At 57.9% G+C, this 21,894-nt stretch carries 18 protein-coding genes and 1 other RNA gene; 7 read left to right on the forward strand and 12 right to left on the reverse strand.

Annotated features, from left to right (window positions below):
• Window positions 1-22: 22 nt before the first annotated feature.
• The 8 genes from Q1A74_RS10405 to Q1A74_RS10440 all read right to left on the reverse strand — a co-directional run bounded on the left by Q1A74_RS10405 (window position 23) and on the right by Q1A74_RS10440 (window position 11,240).
• Window positions 23-2,539, reverse strand: a complete 2,517-nt coding sequence (locus Q1A74_RS10405; RefSeq protein WP_299595452.1) for a TonB-dependent receptor — start codon at window positions 2,537-2,539, stop codon at window positions 23-25.
• Window positions 2,540-2,919: 380 nt separating this feature from the next.
• On the reverse strand, window positions 2,920-5,193 hold the full coding sequence (gene rnr, locus Q1A74_RS10410; protein ID WP_299595454.1) for a ribonuclease R: 2,274 nt from the start codon (window positions 5,191-5,193) through the stop codon (window positions 2,920-2,922).
• A gap of 274 nt (window positions 5,194-5,467) precedes the next feature.
• Window positions 5,468-5,677, reverse strand: a complete 210-nt coding sequence (locus Q1A74_RS10415; RefSeq protein ID WP_299595456.1) for a cold-shock protein — start codon at window positions 5,675-5,677, stop codon at window positions 5,468-5,470.
• Window positions 5,678-5,917: 240 nt separating this feature from the next.
• Window positions 5,918-6,307: a transfer-messenger RNA gene (gene ssrA, locus Q1A74_RS10420) on the reverse strand.
• Window positions 6,308-6,412: 105 nt separating this feature from the next.
• Complete coding sequence (gene rlmD / locus Q1A74_RS10425) at window positions 6,413-7,813, reverse strand: 23S rRNA (uracil(1939)-C(5))-methyltransferase RlmD (RefSeq protein WP_299595458.1); 1,401 nt, start codon at window positions 7,811-7,813, stop codon at window positions 6,413-6,415.
• 109 nt (window positions 7,814-7,922) lie between these two features.
• Entirely contained in the window at window positions 7,923-9,269 is a 1,347-nt protein-coding gene (locus Q1A74_RS10430; RefSeq protein WP_299595460.1) for a sodium-dependent transporter, read from the reverse strand.
• A gap of 54 nt (window positions 9,270-9,323) precedes the next feature.
• On the reverse strand, window positions 9,324-9,803 hold the full coding sequence (gene smpB / locus Q1A74_RS10435) for an SsrA-binding protein SmpB (protein ID WP_299595462.1): 480 nt from the start codon (window positions 9,801-9,803) through the stop codon (window positions 9,324-9,326).
• A gap of 9 nt (window positions 9,804-9,812) precedes the next feature.
• The gene (locus Q1A74_RS10440; RefSeq protein WP_299595465.1) at window positions 9,813-11,240 is read right to left on the reverse strand and encodes a sodium-dependent transporter; all 1,428 of its coding nucleotides are present in this window, start codon (window positions 11,238-11,240) and stop codon (window positions 9,813-9,815) included.
• A 262-nt stretch (window positions 11,241-11,502) separates the two neighbouring features.
• On the opposite strand from Q1A74_RS10440, the gene Q1A74_RS10445 reads away from it, so the two are divergent.
• Both Q1A74_RS10445 and Q1A74_RS10450 read left to right on the forward strand, forming a co-directional pair.
• Window positions 11,503-11,943, forward strand: a complete 441-nt coding sequence (locus tag Q1A74_RS10445; protein ID WP_299595467.1) for a type II toxin-antitoxin system RatA family toxin — start codon at window positions 11,503-11,505, stop codon at window positions 11,941-11,943.
• Window positions 11,940-12,269, forward strand: coding sequence for an RnfH family protein (locus Q1A74_RS10450; protein WP_299595469.1), 330 nt, complete (start codon window positions 11,940-11,942; stop codon window positions 12,267-12,269). Before Q1A74_RS10445 ends, Q1A74_RS10450 begins: the two co-directional genes overlap by 4 nt.
• A 35-nt stretch (window positions 12,270-12,304) precedes the next feature.
• Here the strand turns inward: Q1A74_RS10450 and Q1A74_RS10455 are convergent, their stop codons facing one another.
• On the reverse strand, window positions 12,305-12,649 hold the full coding sequence (locus Q1A74_RS10455; protein WP_299595471.1) for an outer membrane protein assembly factor BamE: 345 nt from the start codon (window positions 12,647-12,649) through the stop codon (window positions 12,305-12,307).
• Window positions 12,650-12,995: 346 nt separating this feature from the next.
• Here Q1A74_RS10455 and fur point away from each other — a divergent pair, with 346 nt between their 5' ends.
• Entirely contained in the window at window positions 12,996-13,406 is a 411-nt protein-coding gene (gene fur / locus Q1A74_RS10460) for a ferric iron uptake transcriptional regulator (protein ID WP_299595473.1), read from the forward strand.
• Between the two features lie 67 nt (window positions 13,407-13,473).
• Here the strand turns inward: fur and Q1A74_RS10465 are convergent, their stop codons facing one another.
• Together Q1A74_RS10465 and recN are read right to left on the reverse strand one after the other, a co-directional pair.
• Complete coding sequence (locus Q1A74_RS10465; protein WP_299595475.1) at window positions 13,474-14,067, reverse strand: 1-acyl-sn-glycerol-3-phosphate acyltransferase; 594 nt, start codon at window positions 14,065-14,067, stop codon at window positions 13,474-13,476.
• A 197-nt stretch (window positions 14,068-14,264) separates the two neighbouring features.
• Window positions 14,265-15,917, reverse strand: a complete 1,653-nt coding sequence (gene recN / locus Q1A74_RS10470; protein WP_299595477.1) for a DNA repair protein RecN — start codon at window positions 15,915-15,917, stop codon at window positions 14,265-14,267.
• 311 nt (window positions 15,918-16,228) lie between these two features.
• Here recN and grpE point away from each other — a divergent pair, with 311 nt between their 5' ends.
• The 3 genes from grpE to dnaJ all read left to right on the forward strand — a co-directional run bounded on the left by grpE (window position 16,229) and on the right by dnaJ (window position 20,222).
• Window positions 16,229-16,843 carry a nucleotide exchange factor GrpE gene (gene grpE, locus Q1A74_RS10475; protein ID WP_299595479.1) on the forward strand — a complete coding sequence of 205 codons (615 nt, stop codon included), beginning with the start codon at window positions 16,229-16,231 and terminating at the stop codon, window positions 16,841-16,843.
• 179 nt (window positions 16,844-17,022) lie between these two features.
• On the forward strand, window positions 17,023-18,957 hold the full coding sequence (gene dnaK, locus Q1A74_RS10480; RefSeq protein ID WP_299595481.1) for a molecular chaperone DnaK: 1,935 nt from the start codon (window positions 17,023-17,025) through the stop codon (window positions 18,955-18,957).
• Between the two features lie 140 nt (window positions 18,958-19,097).
• Window positions 19,098-20,222 carry a molecular chaperone DnaJ gene (dnaJ, locus tag Q1A74_RS10485; RefSeq protein ID WP_299595483.1) on the forward strand — a complete coding sequence of 375 codons (1,125 nt, stop codon included), beginning with the start codon at window positions 19,098-19,100 and terminating at the stop codon, window positions 20,220-20,222.
• Window positions 20,223-20,297: 75 nt separating this feature from the next.
• On the opposite strand, the gene ispB is transcribed toward dnaJ, so the two are convergent.
• A complete protein-coding gene (gene ispB / locus Q1A74_RS10490) occupies window positions 20,298-21,260 on the reverse strand; it encodes an octaprenyl diphosphate synthase (RefSeq protein ID WP_299595485.1) in 963 nt (320 codons plus the stop codon).
• Window positions 21,261-21,553: 293 nt separating this feature from the next.
• Between ispB and rplU the strand changes: the two genes are divergently transcribed.
• Window positions 21,554-21,865: a 50S ribosomal protein L21 gene (rplU, locus tag Q1A74_RS10495; RefSeq protein ID WP_299595488.1), complete on the forward strand. Its 312-nt coding sequence runs from the start codon at window positions 21,554-21,556 to the stop codon at window positions 21,863-21,865.
• Window positions 21,866-21,894 lie beyond the last annotated feature (29 nt).

A 21,894-nucleotide genomic window follows, 5' to 3' on the forward strand; every position in this document is an offset into this window, starting at 1 on the left:
GGTTGTTCAATCCTCGGTGGATTTAAAAGCTGTATGTCATCTTCCCATACACAAAGCGCCCGCGAGGGTCGTGTTGGCTGGAAACATACCCGTACAGATCCGAGTCACCGTCGCCAATGGCAAAAGGTGGCTCTTCGTTTAGCGCGTTGTCCGCGCCAAGACTCAGCACCAGCTTTTCAAAGCCGGTGTAACGGGCCTGCAGATTCAGCGTCATAAAGGAATCGACCGTGCGCGAGCGGTTGGTGTCGTAATCCTGGGTGCCATCAAAATCGATGTCCGGTGTATCCTCAAACTCACCGATGAAATTCAGTCCCACGGTAAACGCGAAGGTATCCAGTGCCCAGTCGGCAGATGCAGCCCAGCGGTGTTCCGGGTATTCATATTCACCGGCCAGGTCACGGGTCAGAAAATCTTCCCCCGTGGAGTTCAGCTCTACCCGCTCAAACTCGGTCAGGTAGGAGTAATCCAGGCGTAGGCCCAGGTCTCCACCGGCTACCGTGAGAGCGGAGTACACCATGCTCAGGTCCACCCCCGACACCGTCTGCTCGCCGATATTGATAAACCCGCTGTTGATGGATTGCAGCGAACCGAGCGATTCGCCGGGTAGCGGCGCAGAGCGCACACACACGGTACTGTTCTGATCATTACAGAATTGACTGTACAGGTAGCCGAAGGGAACCTCATCGATCTTGCCTTCCTGCGTAATACTCCATACATCCAGCGACAATTGCATATTATCGACAGGCTTGATCACTGCCCCAAGGTTGAAGGACTCCGACTCCTCCGCTTCCAGGTCAGGGTTGCCGGAAAACACGATGTTGTAATCAGTACTGGCACAGTAGGCATCGTTGATTGCGCAACCGTAAGAGTCGATGAAGAACTGCGATTCCTGGGATGGCCCCAGGCCGATCTGTGCCAGCGAAGGTGCCCGGAAGCCGGTCCCCCAGGAGGCGCGCAATGACAGCTTGTCACTGGCGGTCCACAGAAGGTTGGCCATTGGGTTGGTGGTGCTGCCGAAATCACTGTAGTCGTCATAGCGGCCGGCCAGTGACAGATCGAGATTGGCAGGAAGTGGGATAGCGAACTCCACAAATGCGGAGGTGATATCGCGGCTCGCGGAGGCAGAAACAGATTCGGTACCGAATATCAGTCCGCGCTGGAACTGGTCATCGGGTATATCGGAGGCTTTTTCTTCGCGGCGCTCAAGGCCGGCGGCCATGGCGACGGCACCATTACTGGTATCGAATAGATCGCCATTGATCGTAAAGTCCATGCTGCGCAATTCGGATTTCCCCTGGCGTACCAGGCTGGTGGTAATGGCATTGATAACCGACTGAGGATTCTGAACGCCGCCAAAAGGGTTGTAGCGGCCAGCGTCAATTTCCTTTTGCAGCAGGTCGGTTCGCACCCAGCCCTGAGAGCGGTCACCGGTCTGAGTGGATTCACTGCGGGAGCGCTGCACCGAGGCTTCCCAGTCCCAATCGGAAATGCTTCCGCGCAGCCCAAACACGCCGCGTAGATTATCTGTTTCGATATCCCATTGGCGGGCACCGGCGTCGACGGTGCGGTAGCGGCCGATAGCGATGGTACTGGCCCCGGCAAAAGGATTGTTCGGGTGATTTATGGGGGCGGTGAGGCCCGCGTCTTCGTCCAGTGGTGTCGGTGCGCCCTGGGCAATGGACGTATTGTGTTGTACCGCGAGCTCGCTGAAAAATTCCACATTGTCGGTCAATTGCGCGCGGCCCAGCATCAGAACGCCGGTGCGCTCAGATTCCGGGGCGAGGAGTGTCCAGGGGCCGTAGTCGTAGACACAGGTCTGTCCGAAGGCACTATTGTCCGGGCAGTTGGGGTCGATCGTGGTTTCGCCGTCCACAATAAAGCGACCTGGGTAGCCGCGGGAGGAGCGGAAGTCCATACCGCCGAGGGCGGATTGATCTGCGGTGTCCAGCCCGTCTCTTTCTATGCTCGCCAGCGTGGAATTTGTCTGGTGATCAAAGATAACGGTGAGGTTGGAATCCTCTCCATTGATGCCCCAGACCGCAGATACCGATTGTTCGTCGTATCCATCGGCACCGCCGTAGTCGACGGAAATCTCAGTTCCCTCGAAGTCTTTGCGTAGCACCAGGTTGACCACGCCGGCCACCGCATCGGAGCCATAGATTGCGGAGGCGCCGTCTTTCAGTATTTCGACGCGCTCAACGGCGGCAAGAGGAATTGTATTTATATCGACAAAGTTTGTAGTGATGCTTTCGGCAAACGCACTGATGGCCACACGTTTACCGTTGACGAGAACCAGCGTGGCATCGGCACCCATACCGCGCAGGCTGACTGCCGCCGCTCCATTGGCGGTTGAGTCCTGATTGTTCCCGCGGGTGGAAAATGTACCGTTGCCTGCGGCAGGGTTCTTTTCGAACATCTGCTGCAAGTTGGTATAGCCCGCCTTTTCCAGGGCCTCGCGGTCCATGACCTGGATCGGTGTCGCTGTCTCAAACTCGGCGTTGCGCTGGATTCGCGACCCGACGACTGCCACTTCTTCCATCGCACTTTCTTCTGCAGCGAAAAGTGCTTGTGGCACTGCGGTGGTGGTCGCCGCCAAAATGGCGCTTGATAAAACGCTTCGGCGTAATAACGATTTTTTCATAATTATTGCTCGTCCATTTGCGTGCTTTATTGTTGGATGACCAGAACGGGGTTTCCATTCTTGGTCGAAATCAACATTATCAACAGTCAAATTCTTAAGCAATAAGGTTGCGACGTGGGGGAATTTATTGGGACACCTTTTGGTTTTCGTCTGCATTTCTAGTGTGAAATGCTTTTCAAAAAGTGAAGTGATGAGGCGACATTGGCAGGCATTTGTAGGGTATTTGGCGGCTAGTGCCACCTCAAAAATGGGTGGCACTAATATCGACTACTGTGGCTTCAGTCGGCCAGAGCAAGTTCTATTTTGCGCCGTTCCATGTCGACACGAACAACGCGTACCGTGATCGAATCGCCGATGGCAAAGCTGCTGCGGCCGCGTTCGCCCACAAGACGTTGCTTGGCGGCATCAAATTGGTAGTAGTCTTTTTTCAGTGCGGATATATGAATCAGGCCTTCAACCTGAACGTCATTGATTTCGATAAACAAACCGAAATTCGTAACGCTGCTGACAAACCCGTCGAAGGTATCGCCAATAAAATCCTGCATGTATTCGCATTTCAGCCAGGCTTCGACATCCCAACTCGCCTTGTCCGCGCGGCGCGAGGCACTAGAGCAATGGGTTGCGAAGGTGTGCATTACCGCCTTGTCGTACGGATAACTTTTCCCGGGGTCCAGCGTTTCGGCACTATCAAAACGTTGCACCGGTGCGCTCCCAGAGCCAAGCACGAAACCTAGTGCGCGCTGAATCGGGTTGCGCGGTTTTTTCTGGCGGATAACAGAGCGAATGGCTCTGTGTACCAGCAGGTCCGGGTAGCGGCGAATGGGCGAGGTAAAGTGCGCATACGCAGAATACGCCAGACCGAAATGGCCCTGGTTATCCGGGCTGTATTCCGCCTGGCTGAGGGAGCGCAGCATCATGGTGCGAATGGTCTGTGCGTCGGGGCGCTCGCCGATACTGCTCAACAGCTGGTCATAGTGGGTCGGCGCGGGCTTGTCTCCGCCCCCAAGCTTGAGACCTTTCTCGCCCAGGAAGGCGCGCAATGTGGTCAGTTTTTTATCCCGCGGTCCGTCGTGCACCCGGTACAGTGCCGGCAATTTCTGCTTTTCCAGAAAGTCTGCGGTTGCCACATTCGCGCTCAGCATGAACTCCTCGATCATCTTGTGCGCGTCGTTGCGTACCACAGGGACTATGCGCTCGATCTTGCGGTCTTCGGTAAACTCGAATTTGACTTCCGGCTTTTCAAAATCCATGGCACCGCGTTTAGAGCGGGCTTTTTTCAGGGCTGTATACAGCTGGTGCAGGGCGTGGATATGCGGCGCCGTGTCTTTTAGCTGGCGCGCGGTCTGCCGGCCCTGGGATGACTCCGGGGCGGTGATAAACGCATTTACCTGGTTATAGGTAAGTCGGGCATGAGAGTGGATGACGCCTTCTGAGAAGGTGTAACCGGTCATTTTACCGGACTTGTTGATAGTCATTTCACAGACCATTACCAGGCGGTCTACCTTCGGGTTGAGCGAGCACAAACCGTTGGAGAGGGATTCCGGCAGCATCGGTACCACGCGGCCGGGAAAGTATACGGAGGTTGCGCGATTTTGCGCTTCAAGATCGAGTGCCGTCTCCGGTGCAACGTAGTGAGAGACGTCGGCAATGGCGACGAACAAGCGCCAGCCAGCAGAACCGTCTTTTTCACAGTACACGGCATCATCGAAATCTTTGGCATCTTCGCCATCGATGGTGACAAACGGCAACTGACGCAGATCGGCGCGATGCAGTTTGTCGGCTTGGGGTACTTCACTGCCCAATCGCTTCGCTGCGTCGATGGCATCCTGCGGCCAGTTGTGTGGAATCTCATGGCTGCGGATTGCCACGTCAATTTCCATACCGGGGCCCATGGCGTTACCGAGTACCTCGGTTACGCGTCCGAAGGCGTTGTAGCGGTAGCTCGGGTAGTCGATGACCTCGACGAATACATATTGTCCGGGCTTCGCGCCCTTCAAGTGCTCACTATCGAGGTCAATTTCGTGGGCGATGCGGGTATTTTCCGGCTGGAGAAAGTAGTCGCCATCTTCCTGTTGCAAGCGCCCCACCAGGTGGGTGGTCTTGCGCTCCAGAACATTGACGATAGCGCCGGTCTTACGGCCACGTCGATCTTCTCCGCTGATGCGGGCCTGCACGATGTCACCGTCAAACACGGTCAGCATTTCGTTATCGGAAAGAAAAAGATCTTCGCTGGACTCTTCACTGGTCAGGAACCCGAAACCATCCGGGTGGCCGATTACTCGGCCAGTTACCAGATCTTCCGGTTTGATCAGGCTGTAGCCACGGCGGCGGTCAAAGGATATTTGCCCATCGCGCTCCATGGCACGCAGGCGACGGCGCAAGGCTTCTTTTTGGTCGTCATCAGAAAGATGCAGGACTTTTGCCAGCTGCTCCCGGTCGAGCTTTTTTTGGCTCTCTCCGAGCAGGCTCATGATGAACTCGCGCGCGGGAATGGGATTCGCGTATTTTTCAGCGTCCGCTGGATTAAACGCAGCTATTGGGGATTTGCTCATGATTTCCTCTTGGGAAAACCGCCAATAAGATTGCGCTTGGTAATAACTTGAGTGATGTGTCAGGGCAGATCAGGTGTTACTCGGCAAGGTATGCAGGCGGAAATTACTCAACGACGTTGAGGGGGTAAAAACAGGTGGGGCTAAAAACTGTGGCCAGTCAGAAGGCCCGTTTTTCAGGTCGAGATGCCGCTCTGAGGGCATCTCAACCGGAGTGGCCGGGGGCCACTCCGTCGCCGACCCGAGCTGGGTCGGCTGAAGGTGTGAGCCTGAGGGCTCAGATGCAAACAATATTTTCAGCTTGCGGGCCTTTAGGGCCTTGAGTCACGGAGAACTCAACAGCCTGACCTTCGGCCAGGGTCTTGAATCCGGAGCTGGCGATTGCACTGAAGTGTGCGAAGACGTCAGGGCCAGATTTCTGTTCGATAAAGCCAAAACCTTTGGATTCGTTAAACCACTTAACAGTGCCAGTAGTAGTGTTGGACATGATAATTTCCTGTAAACAAATAAAAATACGCCTTCAAAAGGCATGAATAGCAAAGAAAAGTCTGGAATTTAGATGCTACAGGACGAAGGGGTGATGCTACGAAACTGACGATTTAAACAAGAGGCTTACTTTTACCTGTCGTCACTGTAGGCGGGCGTGTGAGGTAAGTCAAAGTATTTCTTTCAAATAGTTGCCAAATTAAAAAGGCCCGATACCTTGCGGTACCGGGCCTTTTTAATTTGGTGGAGGTGGCGGGAGTCGAACCCGCGTCCGTCAGCACTCCGCCAGAGGCTCTACATGCTTAGATCCGTCTATTGATTTAGCGCATTACAGCCCAACGGGCAGGACGTAACTTGCGAGCCTGAATAAGTTTTAGGCCATCCACGTCAGGCACGCTTCAGGACGATCCAGTTCTGTATGACAGCTTTCAGCGCGGTACTGGCACCTTACTAAAGGCCGCTAAGGGACGAACCCTTAGTTAGTGCGTCACAGGCTGCTTACGCAGCGAGTTGGGCACCGTAGTTGTCGTCGTTGGCAACTAATAAATTGCAGCTTTGGATTTACGTGATTGGCTACCCTCACGGCATGCACCCATGGTTTTGTCACCGGCGTCGAATCCAAGTCACCCCCGAATTCTGCACTCAGTGCTAAAGCACGTTTGCGTAACGATCAGTATACCTGAAGCCGGATTGTCACCATAGCCAAGTAGTGAAAAATAATGACTACGGGTTCAGCTCAGGTTTTCTCAAACAGGGCGATGGACTCCACATGGGTGGTGTGGGGAAACATGTCCATTACACCCGCTTTGCTTAGACGGTACCCGCGCTGCAATAGTTCCGCAGTATCCCGTGCTAGGGTGGCGGGGTTGCAGGAGACGTAGACGATGCGCCGGGCATTGAACTGGGCGATGTTGCGCACGACTTCCAGCGCGCCGGTACGGGGTGGATCCAGCAATACCTTGTCGAAGCCACCGCGGGCCCAGGGGCTGCGGGAGAAATCGCCGCTGAGATCGGCGGCCTGGAACTGGATATTGTCGAGCCGGTTGGCTGCGGCGTTCTCCTTGCCGCGCTGTGTCAGAGACAACAGCCCCTCGACACCGACCACTTCTCGAGCACGGGTGGCAATGGGGAGGGTGAAGTTGCCGAGGCCACAGAAAAGGTCCAGTACGCGGTCGTCCTGCTGAGGGTCCAGCAGCTCAATCGCTCGATGCACCATTTGTCGGTTGATGTCGACATTCACCTGAATGAAATCCTGGGGGTGGAACTGCAGGTTCAGAGAAAACTCGGGTAGTCCGTAACTGAGCCGGTCCGACTGGTCATCCGGCCACACCTTGTGTGCCAGGTCGTCGGCCTGCAGATAAAGGTGCAGTTGGTGCGTTTGCGCGAGGGCCAGCCAACGTTCCCGGTCCTCTGCTGGCAGTGGCTGCAGGTGTCGCACTACCAGCGCACTGTGGTCATCACCAATGGCGATTTCGATATGGGAAATCTGCTTCCTTGTGGAGCACACCTCTATGGTGCGCCTGAGCTCGGGGATCAGTGCGGAAATGTCTGTGGGCAGCACTGCGCACTGCTCGATATCGGTGAGGTCGTTGGATCCTTTCTCACGAAACCCCAGTACCAGTCTCGGTTTGCCGCCACTCTTCGGCTTCACAAAGCGAACGCCCAGGCGGGCCTTGCGTCGGTAACCGAGGGGATCCCCAATGATCGGTGGCAGCACTTCCTCCGGTGAGGTTTTGGCAAAGCGCTGGAGCTGGTCGAGCAGGATCTGTTGTTTCGCGCGGACCTGCGCGTCTACGGCCATATGCTGCAGAGCGCAGCCCCCGCAGAGATCGAAGTGGGGGCAGGGCGCGGTGCGGCGGGATTCTGCGGAGTCGATGACCTCGATTGCAGTGGCTTCATCGAAGCGTGCGCGGTGTGCGGTATAGCGGACCTTGACGGTTTCCCCGGGCAGGGCGTTGTCTACAAACAGGGTTTTGCCGTCGTGGCGAGCAATGCCGCGGACCTCGTGACTGAATGCGTCGATGGTTACGGTCGGTGTGTTTACGGACGGTTTCGCGGACGGTTTAGTGGGCCGCTTCGGCGGTGCGGCATTTCGGCGTTTACCGGGTGCTCTGAAGGGCGGGCGTTTCGATGGCATGGTGGAGCGGGTTCTGGGTTGCGCAGTCTTGTGGGCGGCAATGATAGTCCGCTGTGGTGAGAAATGCGCGCCTGGCCGGTGGGTTTCCAGCGACCAGGCTCGAGCGGATCTAAATAATAGTCTGTACGAATGCGGCCAGGATCAGCAGTGGGCACACGATGCGTACATACCAGGGCCAGACTTTCCAGAACAGGGTCTTTTCAATGCCTGGGTGCCCTTCCTGCAATTCTGTCAGCAATTGATCACGGCGCCAGATCCAGCCGGCGAAAATACACAGGGCCACGCCCAGCAGTGGTTGACCGTATTCGGTACTGATGGAAATCACCAGGCCGAACAGAGCATCGAAATTGAAAATGATCAGAGTGCTGATCGCAAAAATGATGGCGCCCGTGAGCAGGGTGGCTGGCTTGCGCTTGAGCCCCAGGTTTTCAATGGAGAAGGCCACCGGGACTTCCAGCATGGAGATGGAGGAGGTGAGGGAGGCGATGGTCATCAGCGCGAAGAAGGCGATGGCAACGAACAGCCCGGTGGCGCCCATGTTATCGAACAGTGCGGGTAGTACCTGGAGGATCAGACCGGGGCCAGCAATCAGGTCGCCAGTTTCGGAGAAGATTTGCGTGCCGGCTTCCTGCGCCACATACATGGCGGGGAGGATCAGCAGGCCGGCAGTGAATGCGATACCCACATCGATCAGGGTAACCAGCGCGCCCAGGCGCGGCAGGCTTTCCTGTTTGCTGAGGTAAGAGCCGTAAATCAGCATGGTGCCCACACCCAGAGACAGGGAGAAAAACGCCTGCCCCATGGCGGACAGCAATAACTGCGGGGACAGCTCGCTGAAGTCCGGCTTGAGGTATGCCTCCAGGCCCGCCATGGCTCCCGGCTGGGTCAGCACATAGGCGATTAGCAACAGGAGAAGGATGATCAGTGCCGGCATCAGTAGGGTGGACCAGCGCTCGATCCCTTTTTCCACACCGCTGGCGATGATCAGCATGGTGAGACCGCTGAAGATTGCGGTAAAAGTAAAGTTGCGTGCTGTGCTGTCGCCGGTGAGCCAGCTGGCAGTGTCACTGGCGCCGATCAGGGTGGCGAACGGATCTATAAGATGCGCCACCATCCAGCCGGCCACAATGGCGTAAAAACTGAGGATCAGCGATGCGACGAGAATACCGCCGAAGCCGGCCAGGGTACCCACACCGCGGGTGACCGGACCGGTTGAGATGCTGCGCAGGGCCTGAACCATATTGCGACGGGCGTGGCGGCCGATGGCGAGCTCGGCCATCAGCACCGGGTAGGCGAGTAGAAACGCCAATATCAGGTAAACCACCACAAAGGCCGCACCGCCATTGGCGGCCACGTTGGTGGGGAAGCCCCAGATATTGCCGAGGCCAACGGCAGAGCCTGCGGCGGCCATCAAAAAACCGAAGTTGGAGCTGAACTGTCCTCGCGGTGCACTCATGGTAAATCTCGTCGTTATTCTTCTAGTGTAATTTTCTATCGACAGGGGGCGCTATTAGCGGTGTTCAGTGCGCATTACGCGCTGCTTCTGCCGGTTCCACTCCCGCTCTTTTTCGGTTTCGCGCTTGTCGTGGGAGGCCTTGCCTTTTGCCAGCGCGATCTCGCATTTGATCAGGTGCTTTTTCCAGTAGACCGCGGTACACACACAGGCGTAGCCCTTCTGGTTGACCGCGGCGAAGAGTTTGGCAATCTCGCGTTTGTTCAGCAGCAGGCGGCGGGTGCGATCTGGTTCGGTCACATAGTGTGTCGATGCACTCGTCAAAGGCTGGATACGCGCACCCAGCAGCCAGGCTTGGCCGTCTTTGAACAGCACGTAGCTGTCGGTGAGCTGGGCCTTGCCTTCGCGACAGGATTTGACTTCCCAACCCTGCAGCTCCAGGCCAGCCTCGAACTTTTCCTCGATAAAATAATCGTGCTTCGCCTTCTTATTGAGGGCAATGGTGTTTGAGGACGGAGCCCTTTTCTTTTTCGCCATGGATACAACTTAATTGAGAGTGAACAGGCTCGTATTGAAAAATTTCAACAGTACGGTGTTGATGAAGACGAGCAACAATATTGCGGGGATAAAGGTCCCAAGGGAGAAGTTGACGTACTTCTGCGACAGGGTGCCAGCAAAGCCCGTATCGCCTTCCTGCAGCTCTTTGTCAAAGTTGGCCCGCTTCCATTTGTAGATCACGAAGATACACACCAGCAGGCCATTCAGAGGCAATATGGTGTCGTAAAACAGAATTTCTACCAGGTCGAAGAACGACTTATCGCTGCCGGCCAGGGTGACGAACTGGGTTAGCCAGTCTGCCATACCAAAGGACATTGCGCAGCATACCGCGAGTACAAATTGCACCGCGGCGACGGTATAGATGGCTTTCTTGCGGGACATGCCGCGCTCGTCGCGGAGCGTGGCAATGGGCACTTCAATGATGGACACCAGGGAGGTGAGTGCGGCCACGAATACCAGGAAAAAGAAGGCTGCGGCGAAAATACTCGCGCCGGTATAGCCGATGCTGTCCTGCAGCGACAGGAAGATCTTCGGCAGGAACAGGAAGATCATCCCGGCGGAGGAGTCGCTGAGCGAAGTTGTATCAATATTCGGGTTGAAGTGGAAAATACTCGGCAGGATCAGCAGGCCTGCGGTGAAGGCGACCATGGTGTCGGTGAAGGCGACGGCCTTGGCCGAGCCGGGCACGGAGTCCCGCTTTTTCATGTAGGAGCCGTAGGTGATCATGATGCCCATACCCAGGGACAGGGAGAAAAACGCCTGTGCCATGGCCTTGCTCACGACTTCACCGCTGATTTTGGAGAAGTCCGGAATCAGGTAGTACTTGACCCCCAGCATGGCGTTTTCCCGGGTCAGCACGAATATCACCAGCGCCAGTAGCATCACAAACAGCATTGGCATCAGGGTTTTGGCCGCGCGCTCGATCCCGTCTTTGACTCCCAGCGACAGCACCCCATTGATGATCAGCATCAGTGCGATGAGGTACAGGAACACCGTTTTGGAATTGATGAACTCGCCGAAGTAGGCCTCAGTGGTCAGTGAGGTCAGATTGCCCTTGAAGATTTCCACCAGGTAGCCGAGGACCCACACAGTGACCACCATGTAGAATACCGCGATCATGAACGGGGTGATCAGGGCCAGCCAGCCGGGGATCCGCCACAACCGGGAGCCTCCAGAGAGTTGGCGATACGCGCCGACGGGGTCTTTATCGGTGCGGCGGCCGAGGGCCAGTTCCGCCATCATCACCGGCAGGCAGATAAAGAAGACAAACAGCGCGTATACCAGCAGGAAGGCACCACCGCCGCTCTTGGTGGCGGCCACCGGAAAAGAAACCAGGTTGCCAATGCCTACGGCAGAGCCGGCTGCAGCCAGGATAAAACCAATACGGGACCCAAAATGTTCTCGCGTTGCGGACATAGATTTCTCGCTTGCCTGTTATTCTTGTCGCCAGAATGTGCGCTGCGCGGGCCTGGACCCCCTTTCAACAGGGCGCCTGCTGCAGCGGTATCAGCCCACCGTGTATCGGGCCGATAAAAAACCGATTGTTGCAGGATTTATCCGCCTTGAGTAGCTTCGCTGGCGAAATTCGCCTCTCGAAACACAGGATAGGCAAGAAACCCGCCTGTGCGAGGCAACATCTGGGCAATGAGCCTGTTACGAGCATTACAAAAGTTGATCGATGACAAAAATTGAACGCAGTGCCCTGGTCATGTACAGCGCAAGCCAGATGTTTGACCTGGTGAACGACGTGGCCAGTTATCCGCAGTTTCTGCCCGGTTGCCGCGCGGCGGAGATACTGCACCGGGACGAGGACACCCTGGAGGCGCGTCTCGACCTCTCCCGAGCCGGGATCAATCAGAGCTTTATCACCCGCAATCGCCTGTATCGCCCGGACAGGATGGAACTGGTATTGGTAGACGGCCCGTTCAGCACATTCAACGGTTGCTGGACGTTTACCCCGCTGGCCGAGAACGCCTGCAAAGTGATGTTTGCCCTTGAATTTCAGGTTCAGAATCGCCTGCTGGGCGCAGCCGCGGGCAAGTTGTTCAGCGGCATTTCCAACCAGATGGTAGACGCCATGTGTGAGCGGGCGGGGCAGATTTATGGAGACAGCAAATGAGTAGCAAGAACACTATTGCAGTGGAAGTGGTGTATGCCCTGCCGCACGAGCAGCGTCTGATGAGTTTGCTGGTGGAGCCTGGCACGACCGCGCTGCAGGCACTGGAGTTATCAGGGATTCCCCGCGAGTACCCGGAAGTGGATCCGGCCAGTGCGAAGCTGGGTATCTTTGGGCAGGCGCTGGGCACCAAGGGGCTGGCGGCCGCACAGGAGTATGTTTTGCAGCCGGGAGATCGGGTAGAGGTGTATCGGCCGTTGATTGCCGATCCGAAGGAGGCGCGCAAGCAGCGCGCGGAGAAGGCAAAGCGTCAAGCGCAGGGCGGTTGAGCCCTGCGGGCGGAGAGACTCAGCTCAGCCTGGGATCAGGGCCAGCCGCTGGGCTGCCAGTCGCCGCTGGTCTCGATCAGGAGGTCACCGTTGAAATACACGGTAAGGCGCTTCTGAGATTCCTCACCCTTGGGGGAGCGGATGCGGTTGATGTAGTCCCAGCGGTTGGGGTTGAAGGTGTCTTCCAGCAGTGGCGTGCCCAGCACAAAGCGCACCTGGCGACGGGTCATACCGGGCTTCAGCTGATCCACCATTTCCTGGGTGACGATGTTGCCCTGCTGTACCTGGATGCGGTGAACACCAGGGAACTTGAACAGGCTACAGGCTGTAGCAACGCTACACAGTGCGGTGATCAGTAGAATTCGTACAACTGATGGCATTGAATGCTCCATCTGAATTTTTATTGGGTTCCGTTTCTCGGGGCGAGGCCCGAGCCGCCTGAGCTACACCATAGACGCTCCGGCGAACGACTGATAGTCGTCAAATTGCCGAGATAGTTCCCTGATGCCGTGCAAAAGCCGGTAATGTGCGCGGAAAGCGGGGCCAAGTTGGCCAATGGTGAGTGTTTGCTCACCGGGGAGCCACCGGCTATTAGACTGATTGCCCGGTTGGGGTTCCGCTACCTTTGCTGGGCGTGGATAATACCCGAACTGCGCGCCCGCCAACAGGCGCTGCGCCGATTACAATATCGCGATTACGAGCACACACACCCGGAAATTATTACTCATGTCGAACGAAAACCAGGAACTGCGTAAAGCGGGCCTCAAAGTCACTCTGCCGCGAGTGAAAATTCTCCAGTTGCTGGAAAGTGCCAGTGAACAGCACCTTAGTGCAGAAGATGTGTACAAAATGCTGCTGGACGCCGGGGAAGATGTGGGGCTGGCCACGGTTTACCGGGTGCTGACCCAGTTTGAAAGCGCCGGCCTGGTGATTCGCCACAACTTTGACGGCGGCCATTCCGTGTTCGAACTGGATCGCGGCGATCACCACGACCACATGGTGTGTACCGACTCCGGCCAGGTGATCGAATTCCACAATGAGCAGATCGAAGAGCTGCAGCAGCAGATTGCGGAAGAGCACGGTTACGAGCTGACCGGCCACAGCCTGGTGCTGTACGTAAAGAAAAAGGAAGGCTGAGGCTCACCGTCTCATCCTGAATAAAAAAGGGGAGCTGCGGCTCCCCTTTTTTATTTGCCCGGATCAGTCACACCGGGGGGGTATAGTCATCGGGGTGCTTGCCGACCTTGGTGGCGTAGAAGGCGCCGAAGCGTGCCAGCTCTTTGGCCAGGCTTTCACCCATTTCCATCACTGGCCCCAGTCCCGCCTCTTTTCGGGGGAAGTCAACGAAGCCGCAAACCACCGGTACCGCTGCGCCGCGCGCGATGTGGTAGAAGCCGGTTTTCCAGCGCTCAGATTTGCCGCGGGTCCCTTCCGGCGGTACAGCGATCACTAGCTCGTCACGTGACTTGTACTGGTTGACGGTGCCTTCGACCAGGTTGTTGGCCTTGCTGCGATCGACAGCGATGCCGCCGAACCAGCGCATGGTGCCGCCCAGAGGAAACTGGAACAGTTTGTCTTTGCCCATCCACTGCGGGTTCACCTTCAGCTTGAGCGCCGCGAGGATGAAGAAGTACCCATCCCAGTTGGAAGTGTGAGGGGCGGCGAGCAACACGTATTTTTTGAGTTTCAGCGCGCGCTCGTCGGCCACGACTTTCCAGCCGTGCAGCTTCAGCAGCAGGCGTGCCAGCAGGCGCAGGCAGGGTGTCAGGATGGGAGTGTTGAAAATGGTTATCTGCATGGTATGACCGAGTTCTTTGCCCGTCAGTGTAGTTGTTGGATCCCCGATTGGGCTTGAATGAGGGCGCGGCAGTATAAAGTGAATTAAGTGCCGCTTTCGGTCAATTTCGGCCCTGGCGGATCGCCGGGGCCGATTATCCTGGACTGGTGGGTTCTGGTTTTTGGCTGGGCGGCCTTTGTTCAGGCGCATGTGCGGCGTCAGGCGCGGCTCAGCATTTCCTGCGCGTGTGCGATGGATTGGGTGGTGGCTTCCCCGCCCAGCATGCGTGCGATTTCGGTACTGCGTTCCACATCCTTCAGTTCCCGCAGAGCGACAAAGGCCGCGGCACCATCACTGTGTTTTTCCACCAGGTACTGGCGGTGGGCACGGGCGGCCACTTGCGCCAGGTGGGTAACGCAGATCACCTGGCCGCCTTCGCCCAGTTGGCGCAGCAGTTTGCCGACAACATCGCCGGTGGCGCCGCCGATACCCACATCCACCTCGTCAAACACCAGGGTGGGGGTGCGCGAGGTCTGTGCGGTAATCACCTGGATTGCCAGGCTGACCCGTGACAGTTCGCCACCGGAGGCGATTTTACCCAGGGGCCGGGCGGGCTGGCCGGGGTTGGTGGAAATCAGGATTTCCACTTCTTCGAGGCCGGTAGCGGTGGGCTTGTCCAGCTCGCTCAGCGCCAGTTCGATGCGGGCGTGGGGCATGGCGAGATCGGCCAGCTGATCATTGACGGCCTTGGCGAGTTTTACCGCGGCCGTGCCGCGCAGCTTGCTGAGCCTGGTCGCGCTGCCGCGGAACTTCTGTTCCAGTGTTTCGCATTCGCTGGCCAGCTTATCCAGCGCGTCCGGTGCACCGATTTCTTCCAGTTCCTGCTGCCACTGCTGGTGCAGTTCTGCCAGCTGGTCCGGCTGTACCCGGTGCTTGCGGGCCAGGGAGTAGATTGCCGAGAGGCGCTCCTCCACTTCCGCGAGGCGCTCCGGGTCCATTTCGAAGCGGTCGATATGCCGAGACAGGGTGCTGCCGGCCTCATCGATCTGGATGCGCGCGCTGTCGAGCATCTGCGCCACTTCCGCCAGCGCCGGGCTCTGTTCCGGCATGGCGCCTACAAGCTGCATTGCCCGGTGCAATTGCTCGGCGATATCGCCCTCACCGCCGTTCAGCAGGGCGGCCAGCTGGTAGCTGCCATTGAGGATGTCGCCGGCGTTGGCCAGCTGGCGCTGTTCGCTTTCCAGGTCTTCCAGTTCGAGGGGCTTGAGGCCCAGCTGTTCCAGTTCTTCCAGCTGGTACTCCAGCAAATCCCGGCGAGCCTGGGTTTCCTCGGCGCTGTCGGCGAGCTTGCGGTAGCGGCGGTACTGGTCCTGCCAGGTCTTGTAGTGAATACGCACTTCGGCGCTCTGCGCCTCGGCGTGGGCGTACTCATCCAGCAGGCGGCGGTGGGTGTCTTTCTTGAGCAGGGATTGGTGTTCGTGCTGGCTGTGGATATCAATCAGCTGCTCGCCGAGGGTGCGCAGCTGCATCAGGGTCACCGGCTGGCCGTTGATATAGGCCCGGGAGCGGCCGTCGGCACTGATGGTACGGCGCAGGATTACCTCGCGGCCGGCATCCATCTCCTGCTCTTCCAGCCAGGCGCGGGCTTCCTGGTGGTTGCTGATATCGAAGGTGGCGTGAATGTCGGCTCGTTTGGCGCCGGCGCGCACCAGCTCGCCATTGCCGCGGTCGCCCAGGGCGAGCCCTAGGGCATCCAGGGTGATGGACTTGCCCGCGCCGGTCTCGCCGGTGAGGGTGCTGGTGCCTGGTCCGAATTCCAGCTCCAGCTGGTCGACCAGGGTGAATTGGCTGATAGACAGGTGCAGCAACATGAGATTATTTTCGTGGCTATCCGAATAGTGGTTGTTTATACAGTATATCGCCGCGTCCTTTCAATCACCCCGGGCGCTGAATGTGCACGAATCGCCCCTCGCGGTCGTGTTGGGCCCACACTACCCTGTCGATTGCATCAGCCGCCTGCACCCGCCGCCATGCGGCCTCTTGAAGTGACTGGCGCAGCCCCCATATAGCCCTGCATCCCCCGGCGACTGTACCGGCCGCCCCGGGGAACTTTGTTTCAACATTGTTTCAATATCGATTTGACCAATTGGCAGTAGACCGACGGACACAGACGGAGAAAGCAGTGGCCAAAGAGCGCAGCGAAGACGAACAGATTGAGAGCGGCGAACCAGGGGCTGAGCCCACCGCCGAGGTGGAAAACCCGAATGCCGACGAGCAGCACGCCGCCGAAGAGGCGCTGGCCGAAGAGCTGGCGGCAGATGCTGGCGAAAGTGCACAGGAGGAAGAAATCGCCTCCCTGCACCAGCAGTTGGCGGACCACAAAGACATGGTGCTGCGCGCCCAGGCCGAGGTGCAGAACGCCCGCCGTCGCGCCCAGCAGGATGTTGAGAAGGCACACAAGTTTGGCGTAGAAAAGCTGATTAAAGAGCTGTTGCCGGTAGTGGATAACCTCGAGCGCGCACTGTCTACCATCGACAGCGAAGACGAAGCGCAGAAGGCCGTGATAGAAGGCATCGAGCTGACCCAAAAGTCGTTTATCGACACCTTGAGCAAGTCTGGGGTGGAAGTGATCGATCCGGCCGGCGAGCCCTTCGATCCGGAGCTGCACCAGGCCATGACCCAGGTGCCGAACGGCGATGTGGAGCCAAATACCGTGCTGGACGTGTTCCAGAAGGGCTACCGCCTGCACGGCCGCCTGGTGCGTCCGGCGATGGTCGTTGTCAGCAAGGCGCCATAAGGCCTCGCAAGACATACGCGAAACCCTGACTACAAACCTGACCACAAAACCCTGCAGTACCGCCCTTGAAATGTGACAGGCGGCACCAATATAAGCAGGCAACCGAATTAAACCGCGCAGCGCCAGGCCCGACAACAGGTTCAGAGCCGGCGCGCGCCGCAAAGTGAGGAATCAGATCCATGGGAAAAATCATCGGCATCGACCTGGGTACCACCAACAGCTGTGTGGCGGTACTGGACGGCGACAAGGCCCGCGTTATTGAAAACGCCGAAGGCGATCGCACCACCCCGTCTATCGTTGCGTTTACCGACGACAACGAAGTACTGGTGGGCCAGTCTGCCAAGCGCCAGTCTGTCACCAACCCGACCAATACCCTGTACGCGGTAAAGCGTCTGATCGGTCGCAAGTTCAAAGACGACGTTGTGCAGAAAGACATCAAAATGGTGCCTTACTCCATCGTTGAAGCCGAGAACGGCGACGCCTGGGTAGAAGTGAAGGGCGATAAGAAAGCACCGCCGCAGATCTCTGCCGAAGTGCTGAAGAAAATGAAGAAAACCGCGGAAGACTTCCTCGGTGAGAAAGTAGACGCCGCGGTTATCACCGTGCCGGCCTACTTCAACGATTCTCAGCGTCAGGCCACCAAAGACGCCGGCCGCATTGCCGGTCTGGACGTGAAGCGCATCATCAACGAGCCGACCGCGGCTGCACTGGCCTACGGCATGGACAAAGCCGGTGGCGATCGCACCATCGCGGTTTACGACCTGGGTGGCGGTACCTTCGATATCTCCATCATCGAAATTGCTGACGTCGACGGCGAGAAGCAGTTTGAAGTGCTGTCCACCAATGGTGACACCTTCCTCGGTGGTGAAGACTTCGACCTGCGCCTGATCGATTACCTGGCCGAGCAGTTTAAGAAAGAGCAGGGCATCGACCTGAAGGGCGATCCCCTGGCCATGCAGCGCCTGAAAGAAGCTGCGGAAAAAGCCAAGATCGAGCTGTCCTCCAGCCAGCAGACCGAAGTGAACCTGCCGTACATCACCGCAGACGCCACCGGTCCGAAGCATTTGGTGGTCAAGCTGACCCGCGCCAAGCTGGAAAGCCTGGTGGAAGAGCTGGTTACCCGCTCCCTGGAGCCGGTAAAAACCGCACTGGCGGACGCCGATCTGTCTGCATCCGGCATCGACGAAGTGATCCTGGTGGGCGGTCAGACCCGCATGCCGCTGGTGCAGTCCAAGGTCACCGAGTTCTTCGGTAAAGAGCCGCGCAAAGACGTGAACCCGGACGAAGCGGTTGCCGTGGGTGCGGCGATTCAGGGTGCGGTACTGGGCGGCGACGTGAAAGACGTACTGCTGCTGGACGTAACCCCGCTGACCCTGGGTATCGAAACCATGGGTGGCGTGGCCACAGCGCTGATCGACAAGAACACCACTATTCCGACCAAAAAGTCGCAGACATTTTCTACTGCCGACGATAACCAGAGTGCCGTGACCATTCATGTGGTGCAGGGCGAGCGCAAGCAGGCGGCGCAGAACAAGTCCCTGGGCCGTTTTGACCTGGCCGACATTCCGCCGGCGCCGCGCGGCATGCCGCAGATCGAAGTGACCTTCGATATTGATGCCAACGGCATCCTGCACGTACACGCGAAAGACAAAGCGACTGGCAAAGAGCAGTCCATCGTGATCAAGGCCTCTTCCGGTCTGTCCGATGAAGAGATTGATCAAATGGTGCAGGACGCCGAGGCCAATGCCGAAGCGGACAAGCAGTTCGAGGAGCTGGTGACTACCCGCAACACCCTCGACGGCCTGATCTCTGCCACCAAGAAAACCCTGGAAGAAGCCGGTGACAAGGCGACTGCGGAAGAGAAAGCCGCAATCGACGCCGCACTGGCCGAAGCCGAGGAAGCGGTAAAAGGCAACGACAAGGCGGCCATGGAAGCGGCCACCACCAAGCTCACCGAAGCCTCTGGCCCGGTAGCCCAGAAAATGTACGCTGAGCAGGCGCAAGCCGGTGAAGCGGCCGCGGAACAGGCCGAGCAGGCCCAGTCTTCCGGCGGTGATGACGCAGTGGACGCTGAGTTCGAAGAAGTCAAAGACGACAAGAAAGAAGACAAGTAACTGATTCCTCGTATCACTACTTGCCTCAGCCCCAACACCTAGGCGCCAGCAGGGCTGGCTCCTGCGGGGCAAAATAAAAAGGCGCGGAGGCTCTAAACGGCTTTCGCGCCTTCTGCAGTTTAAAAAGAACACACAGAGCTATGTCCAAACGCGATTACTACGAAGTCCTCGGTGTCAGCAAAGGCGCGGACGATAAAGAGCTGAAAAAAGCTTACCGCCGGGTGGCGATGAAATTTCACCCGGACCGCAACCCCGACGATAAAGAGGCGGAGAACAAGTTCAAGGAAGCCAATGAGGCTTACGAAGTACTTTCCGACCCCCAGAAAAAAGCCGCTTATGATCAGTTCGGACACGCCGGTGTAGACGGTCAGGCGGGCGGCGCCGGTGCCGGCGGTTTCGGTGGCTTCTCCGATATCTTCGGTGACGTGTTTGGCGATATCTTTGGCGGCGCTGCCGGTGGCGGTCGTCGCGGCCCCCAGCGCGGCTCCGACCTGCGTTACGACCTGGATCTGGATCTGGAAGACGCGGTGCGAGGCACCACCGTCAAAATCAAGGTGCCGACCCTGGCCAACTGCGGCACCTGTCACGGCTCCGGCGCCAAGGCCGGCTCCCAGCCGCAAACCTGCGGTACCTGTGGTGGTGCCGGTCAGGTGCGGATGCAGCAGGGCTTTTTCTCCGTCCAGCAGACCTGCCCCAATTGCCGCGGTCGCGGCTCCGTGATCAGCGATCCCTGTGGCAGCTGCCATGGTCGCGGTCGCGTTGAAGAAACCAAAACCCTGTCGGTGAAGGTGCCCCCGGGTGTGGATACCGGTGACCGCATCCGCCTCGCGGGCGAGGGTGAAGCGGGCCCGGATGGTGGCCCTGCGGGAGACCTGTATGTTCAGGTCATGGTGCGCGAACACGAGTTGTTCCAGCGCGATGGCAAGAACCTCTACTGCGAAGTGCCGATCAGCTTCGTCACCGCGGCCATTGGTGGCGAGATGGAAGTGCCGACCCTGGAAGGCAAGGTCAAACTGAAAATCCCGGCAGAGAGCCAGACTGGCAAGCTGTTCCGCCTGCGCGGCAAGGGTGTAACCCCGGTGCGCGGCGGCGCCCCTGGTGACCTGCTGTGCCGCGTGGTGGTGGAAACTCCGGTCAACCTGAGCGCCAAGCAGAAAGAGCTGCTGGAAGAGTTTTCCAATACGCTCAGCGAAAAGAAAAACTCACCCCGTCAGACCGGCTGGTTTGAGGGTGTGAAGAACTTCTTTGGCGATATGAAGCTGTAAGTTGCATTAAATCGAGCAATGAACAGGCATAAAAAAACCCGGCAAATTTGCCGGGTTTTTTTATTGTGGGCAGTGTCAGACTGTTCTTTCGATGGCAAAGCTGGCCAGCTGCTTCAGGGCAGTCTTGTGTTCGCCCTCTGCCAGAAACTCCAGCTTTTCCATGGCCAGCTCCACCTCGGCGCGGGCGCGCTCGAAGGTGTAGTCCAGGGCGCCGCAGGCATCGATGGCGGCGACGATCTGTTCCAGTTTGTCGGCACTTTTCTGCTCGATGGCTTCTTTCACCAGCGCCACCTGTTCGGGGGTGCCGTTGGCCATGGCGTAAATCAGCGGCAGGGTGGGTTTGCCCTCGGCGAGATCGTCGCCCACGTTCTTGCCCAGCTCCTCGGAATTGCCCCGGTAGTCGAGGGCATCGTCCACCAGCTGGAAGGCAGAGCCAAGATGGCGACCGTACAGCTTGAGCGAGTGGCGCTCTTCCGCGTTGCAGCCGGCGAGGACGGCTGCAGTTTCACAGGCGGCCTCAAACAGGGCGCCGGTCTTCTTGTGGATCACGTTGAGGTAGTTGGCCTCAGTGACCGCAGGATCGCCGGCATTCACCAGTTGCTGCACCTCGCCCTCAGCGATGGTGTTGGTGGTGTCCGAGAGGATCGACATGATGTCCATATCCTTCAGGGCAACCATCATCTGGAAGGCGCGGGAGTAGAGGAAGTCTCCCACGAGCACCGCCGGCGCATTGCCCCACTGGGCATTGGCGGTCAGGCGGCCGCGGCGCATGTCTGAGGTGTCCACCACGTCGTCGTGGAGCAGGGTGGCGGTGTGGATGAACTCGATGATGGTGGCGAGGCCGATGTGCTCGCTGCCGCTATAGCCAGCGGCGCGACTGCACAGCAGCACCAGTAGCGGGCGCAGGCGTTTGCCGCCGGCTTCCACCAGGTAGTGGCCGATGTTCTCCACCAGGGGAACGTCGGAGTGCAGTTGATCGAGAATATGCTGGTTGACGGCGGCGAAGTCGTCCGCGGCTACCTGATGAAAGGGCAACATGCAGGGTCCTTATACTTCTACTCTATCGGGGTACGGCGGCAAGCCTAGCGGTTTTGGCCGCGGGCGGAAAGGAAGGCTGTCGGAAAAGTGCACTATTGTATCAATCGTGCGAATTGATTAGAATCTGCGCCCCGCTCAATCCGGGCCGTCTTGTGGCTGCCTCTCGGGTGGGGGAAAGAAGTATCAATCATCAACGGCGCAAGCTCCCAAAATGCTGGCTGACCGGTCACCTCCTTTCGGTTCTGTGACCCTGCCGCTGCTTCGTGTCGTCCATTTTGTTGGAGCATAGAAATATGTACGCTGTTATTGAGAGCGGTGGTAAACAGCACCGTGTAGAAGAAGGCGAAGTACTGCGCCTGGAAAAAATTGAAGTCGCTACTGGCGAATCTGTCGATTTCGACAAGGTTCTGATGGTAGTGAACGGTGACACTATCAACATCGGTGCGCCGGTTGTGGATGGTGCCAAGGTGACTGCAGAAGTGCTGAGCCACGGCCGCGGCGAGAAGGTGAAAATCATCAAGTTCCGTCGTCGTAAGCACTCCATGAAGCGTCAGGGCCACCGTCAGTGGTACACCGAAGTCAAAATCACTGGCATCAAAGGCTAATCACCAGGTAACAGAAGAGGAGTAACTAC

The organism is uncultured Microbulbifer sp. (genome assembly GCF_947504145.1).
Classification (GTDB): domain Bacteria; phylum Pseudomonadota; class Gammaproteobacteria; order Pseudomonadales; family Cellvibrionaceae; genus Microbulbifer.

Bases quoted from the DNA above. Each gene is read 5' to 3' on its own strand.
- ispB (WP_299595485.1), bottom strand. From the start codon at position 21,260: ATGTTGCCCTTTCATCAGGTAGCCGCGGACGACTTCGCCGCCGTCAAC.
- rplU (WP_299595488.1), top strand. From the start codon at position 21,554: ATGTACGCTGTTATTGAGAGCGGTGGTAAACAGCACCGTGTAGAAGAA.
- fur (WP_299595473.1), top strand. From the start codon at position 12,996: ATGTCGAACGAAAACCAGGAACTGCGTAAAGCGGGCCTCAAAGTCACT.
- dnaK (WP_299595481.1), top strand. From the start codon at position 17,023: ATGGGAAAAATCATCGGCATCGACCTGGGTACCACCAACAGCTGTGTG.
- rlmD (WP_299595458.1), bottom strand. From the start codon at position 7,813: ATGCCATCGAAACGCCCGCCCTTCAGAGCACCCGGTAAACGCCGAAAT.
- rnr (WP_299595454.1), bottom strand. From the start codon at position 5,193: ATGAGCAAATCCCCAATAGCTGCGTTTAATCCAGCGGACGCTGAAAAA.
- Q1A74_RS10455 (WP_299595471.1), bottom strand. From the start codon at position 12,649: ATGCCATCAGTTGTACGAATTCTACTGATCACCGCACTGTGTAGCGTT.
- recN (WP_299595477.1), bottom strand. From the start codon at position 15,917: ATGTTGCTGCACCTGTCTATCAGCCAATTCACCCTGGTCGACCAGCTG.
- smpB (WP_299595462.1), bottom strand. From the start codon at position 9,803: ATGGCGAAAAAGAAAAGGGCTCCGTCCTCAAACACCATTGCCCTCAAT.
- Q1A74_RS10465 (WP_299595475.1), bottom strand. From the start codon at position 14,067: ATGCAGATAACCATTTTCAACACTCCCATCCTGACACCCTGCCTGCGC.
- Q1A74_RS10405 (WP_299595452.1), bottom strand. From the start codon at position 2,539: ATGGAAGAAGTGGCAGTCGTCGGGTCGCGAATCCAGCGCAACGCCGAG.
- Q1A74_RS10430 (WP_299595460.1), bottom strand. From the start codon at position 9,269: ATGAGTGCACCGCGAGGACAGTTCAGCTCCAACTTCGGTTTTTTGATG.
- Q1A74_RS10440 (WP_299595465.1), bottom strand. From the start codon at position 11,240: ATGTCCGCAACGCGAGAACATTTTGGGTCCCGTATTGGTTTTATCCTG.
- Q1A74_RS10450 (WP_299595469.1), top strand. From the start codon at position 11,940: ATGAGTAGCAAGAACACTATTGCAGTGGAAGTGGTGTATGCCCTGCCG.
- Q1A74_RS10445 (WP_299595467.1), top strand. From the start codon at position 11,503: ATGACAAAAATTGAACGCAGTGCCCTGGTCATGTACAGCGCAAGCCAG.
- dnaJ (WP_299595483.1), top strand. From the start codon at position 19,098: ATGTCCAAACGCGATTACTACGAAGTCCTCGGTGTCAGCAAAGGCGCG.
- Q1A74_RS10415 (WP_299595456.1), bottom strand. From the start codon at position 5,677: ATGTCCAACACTACTACTGGCACTGTTAAGTGGTTTAACGAATCCAAA.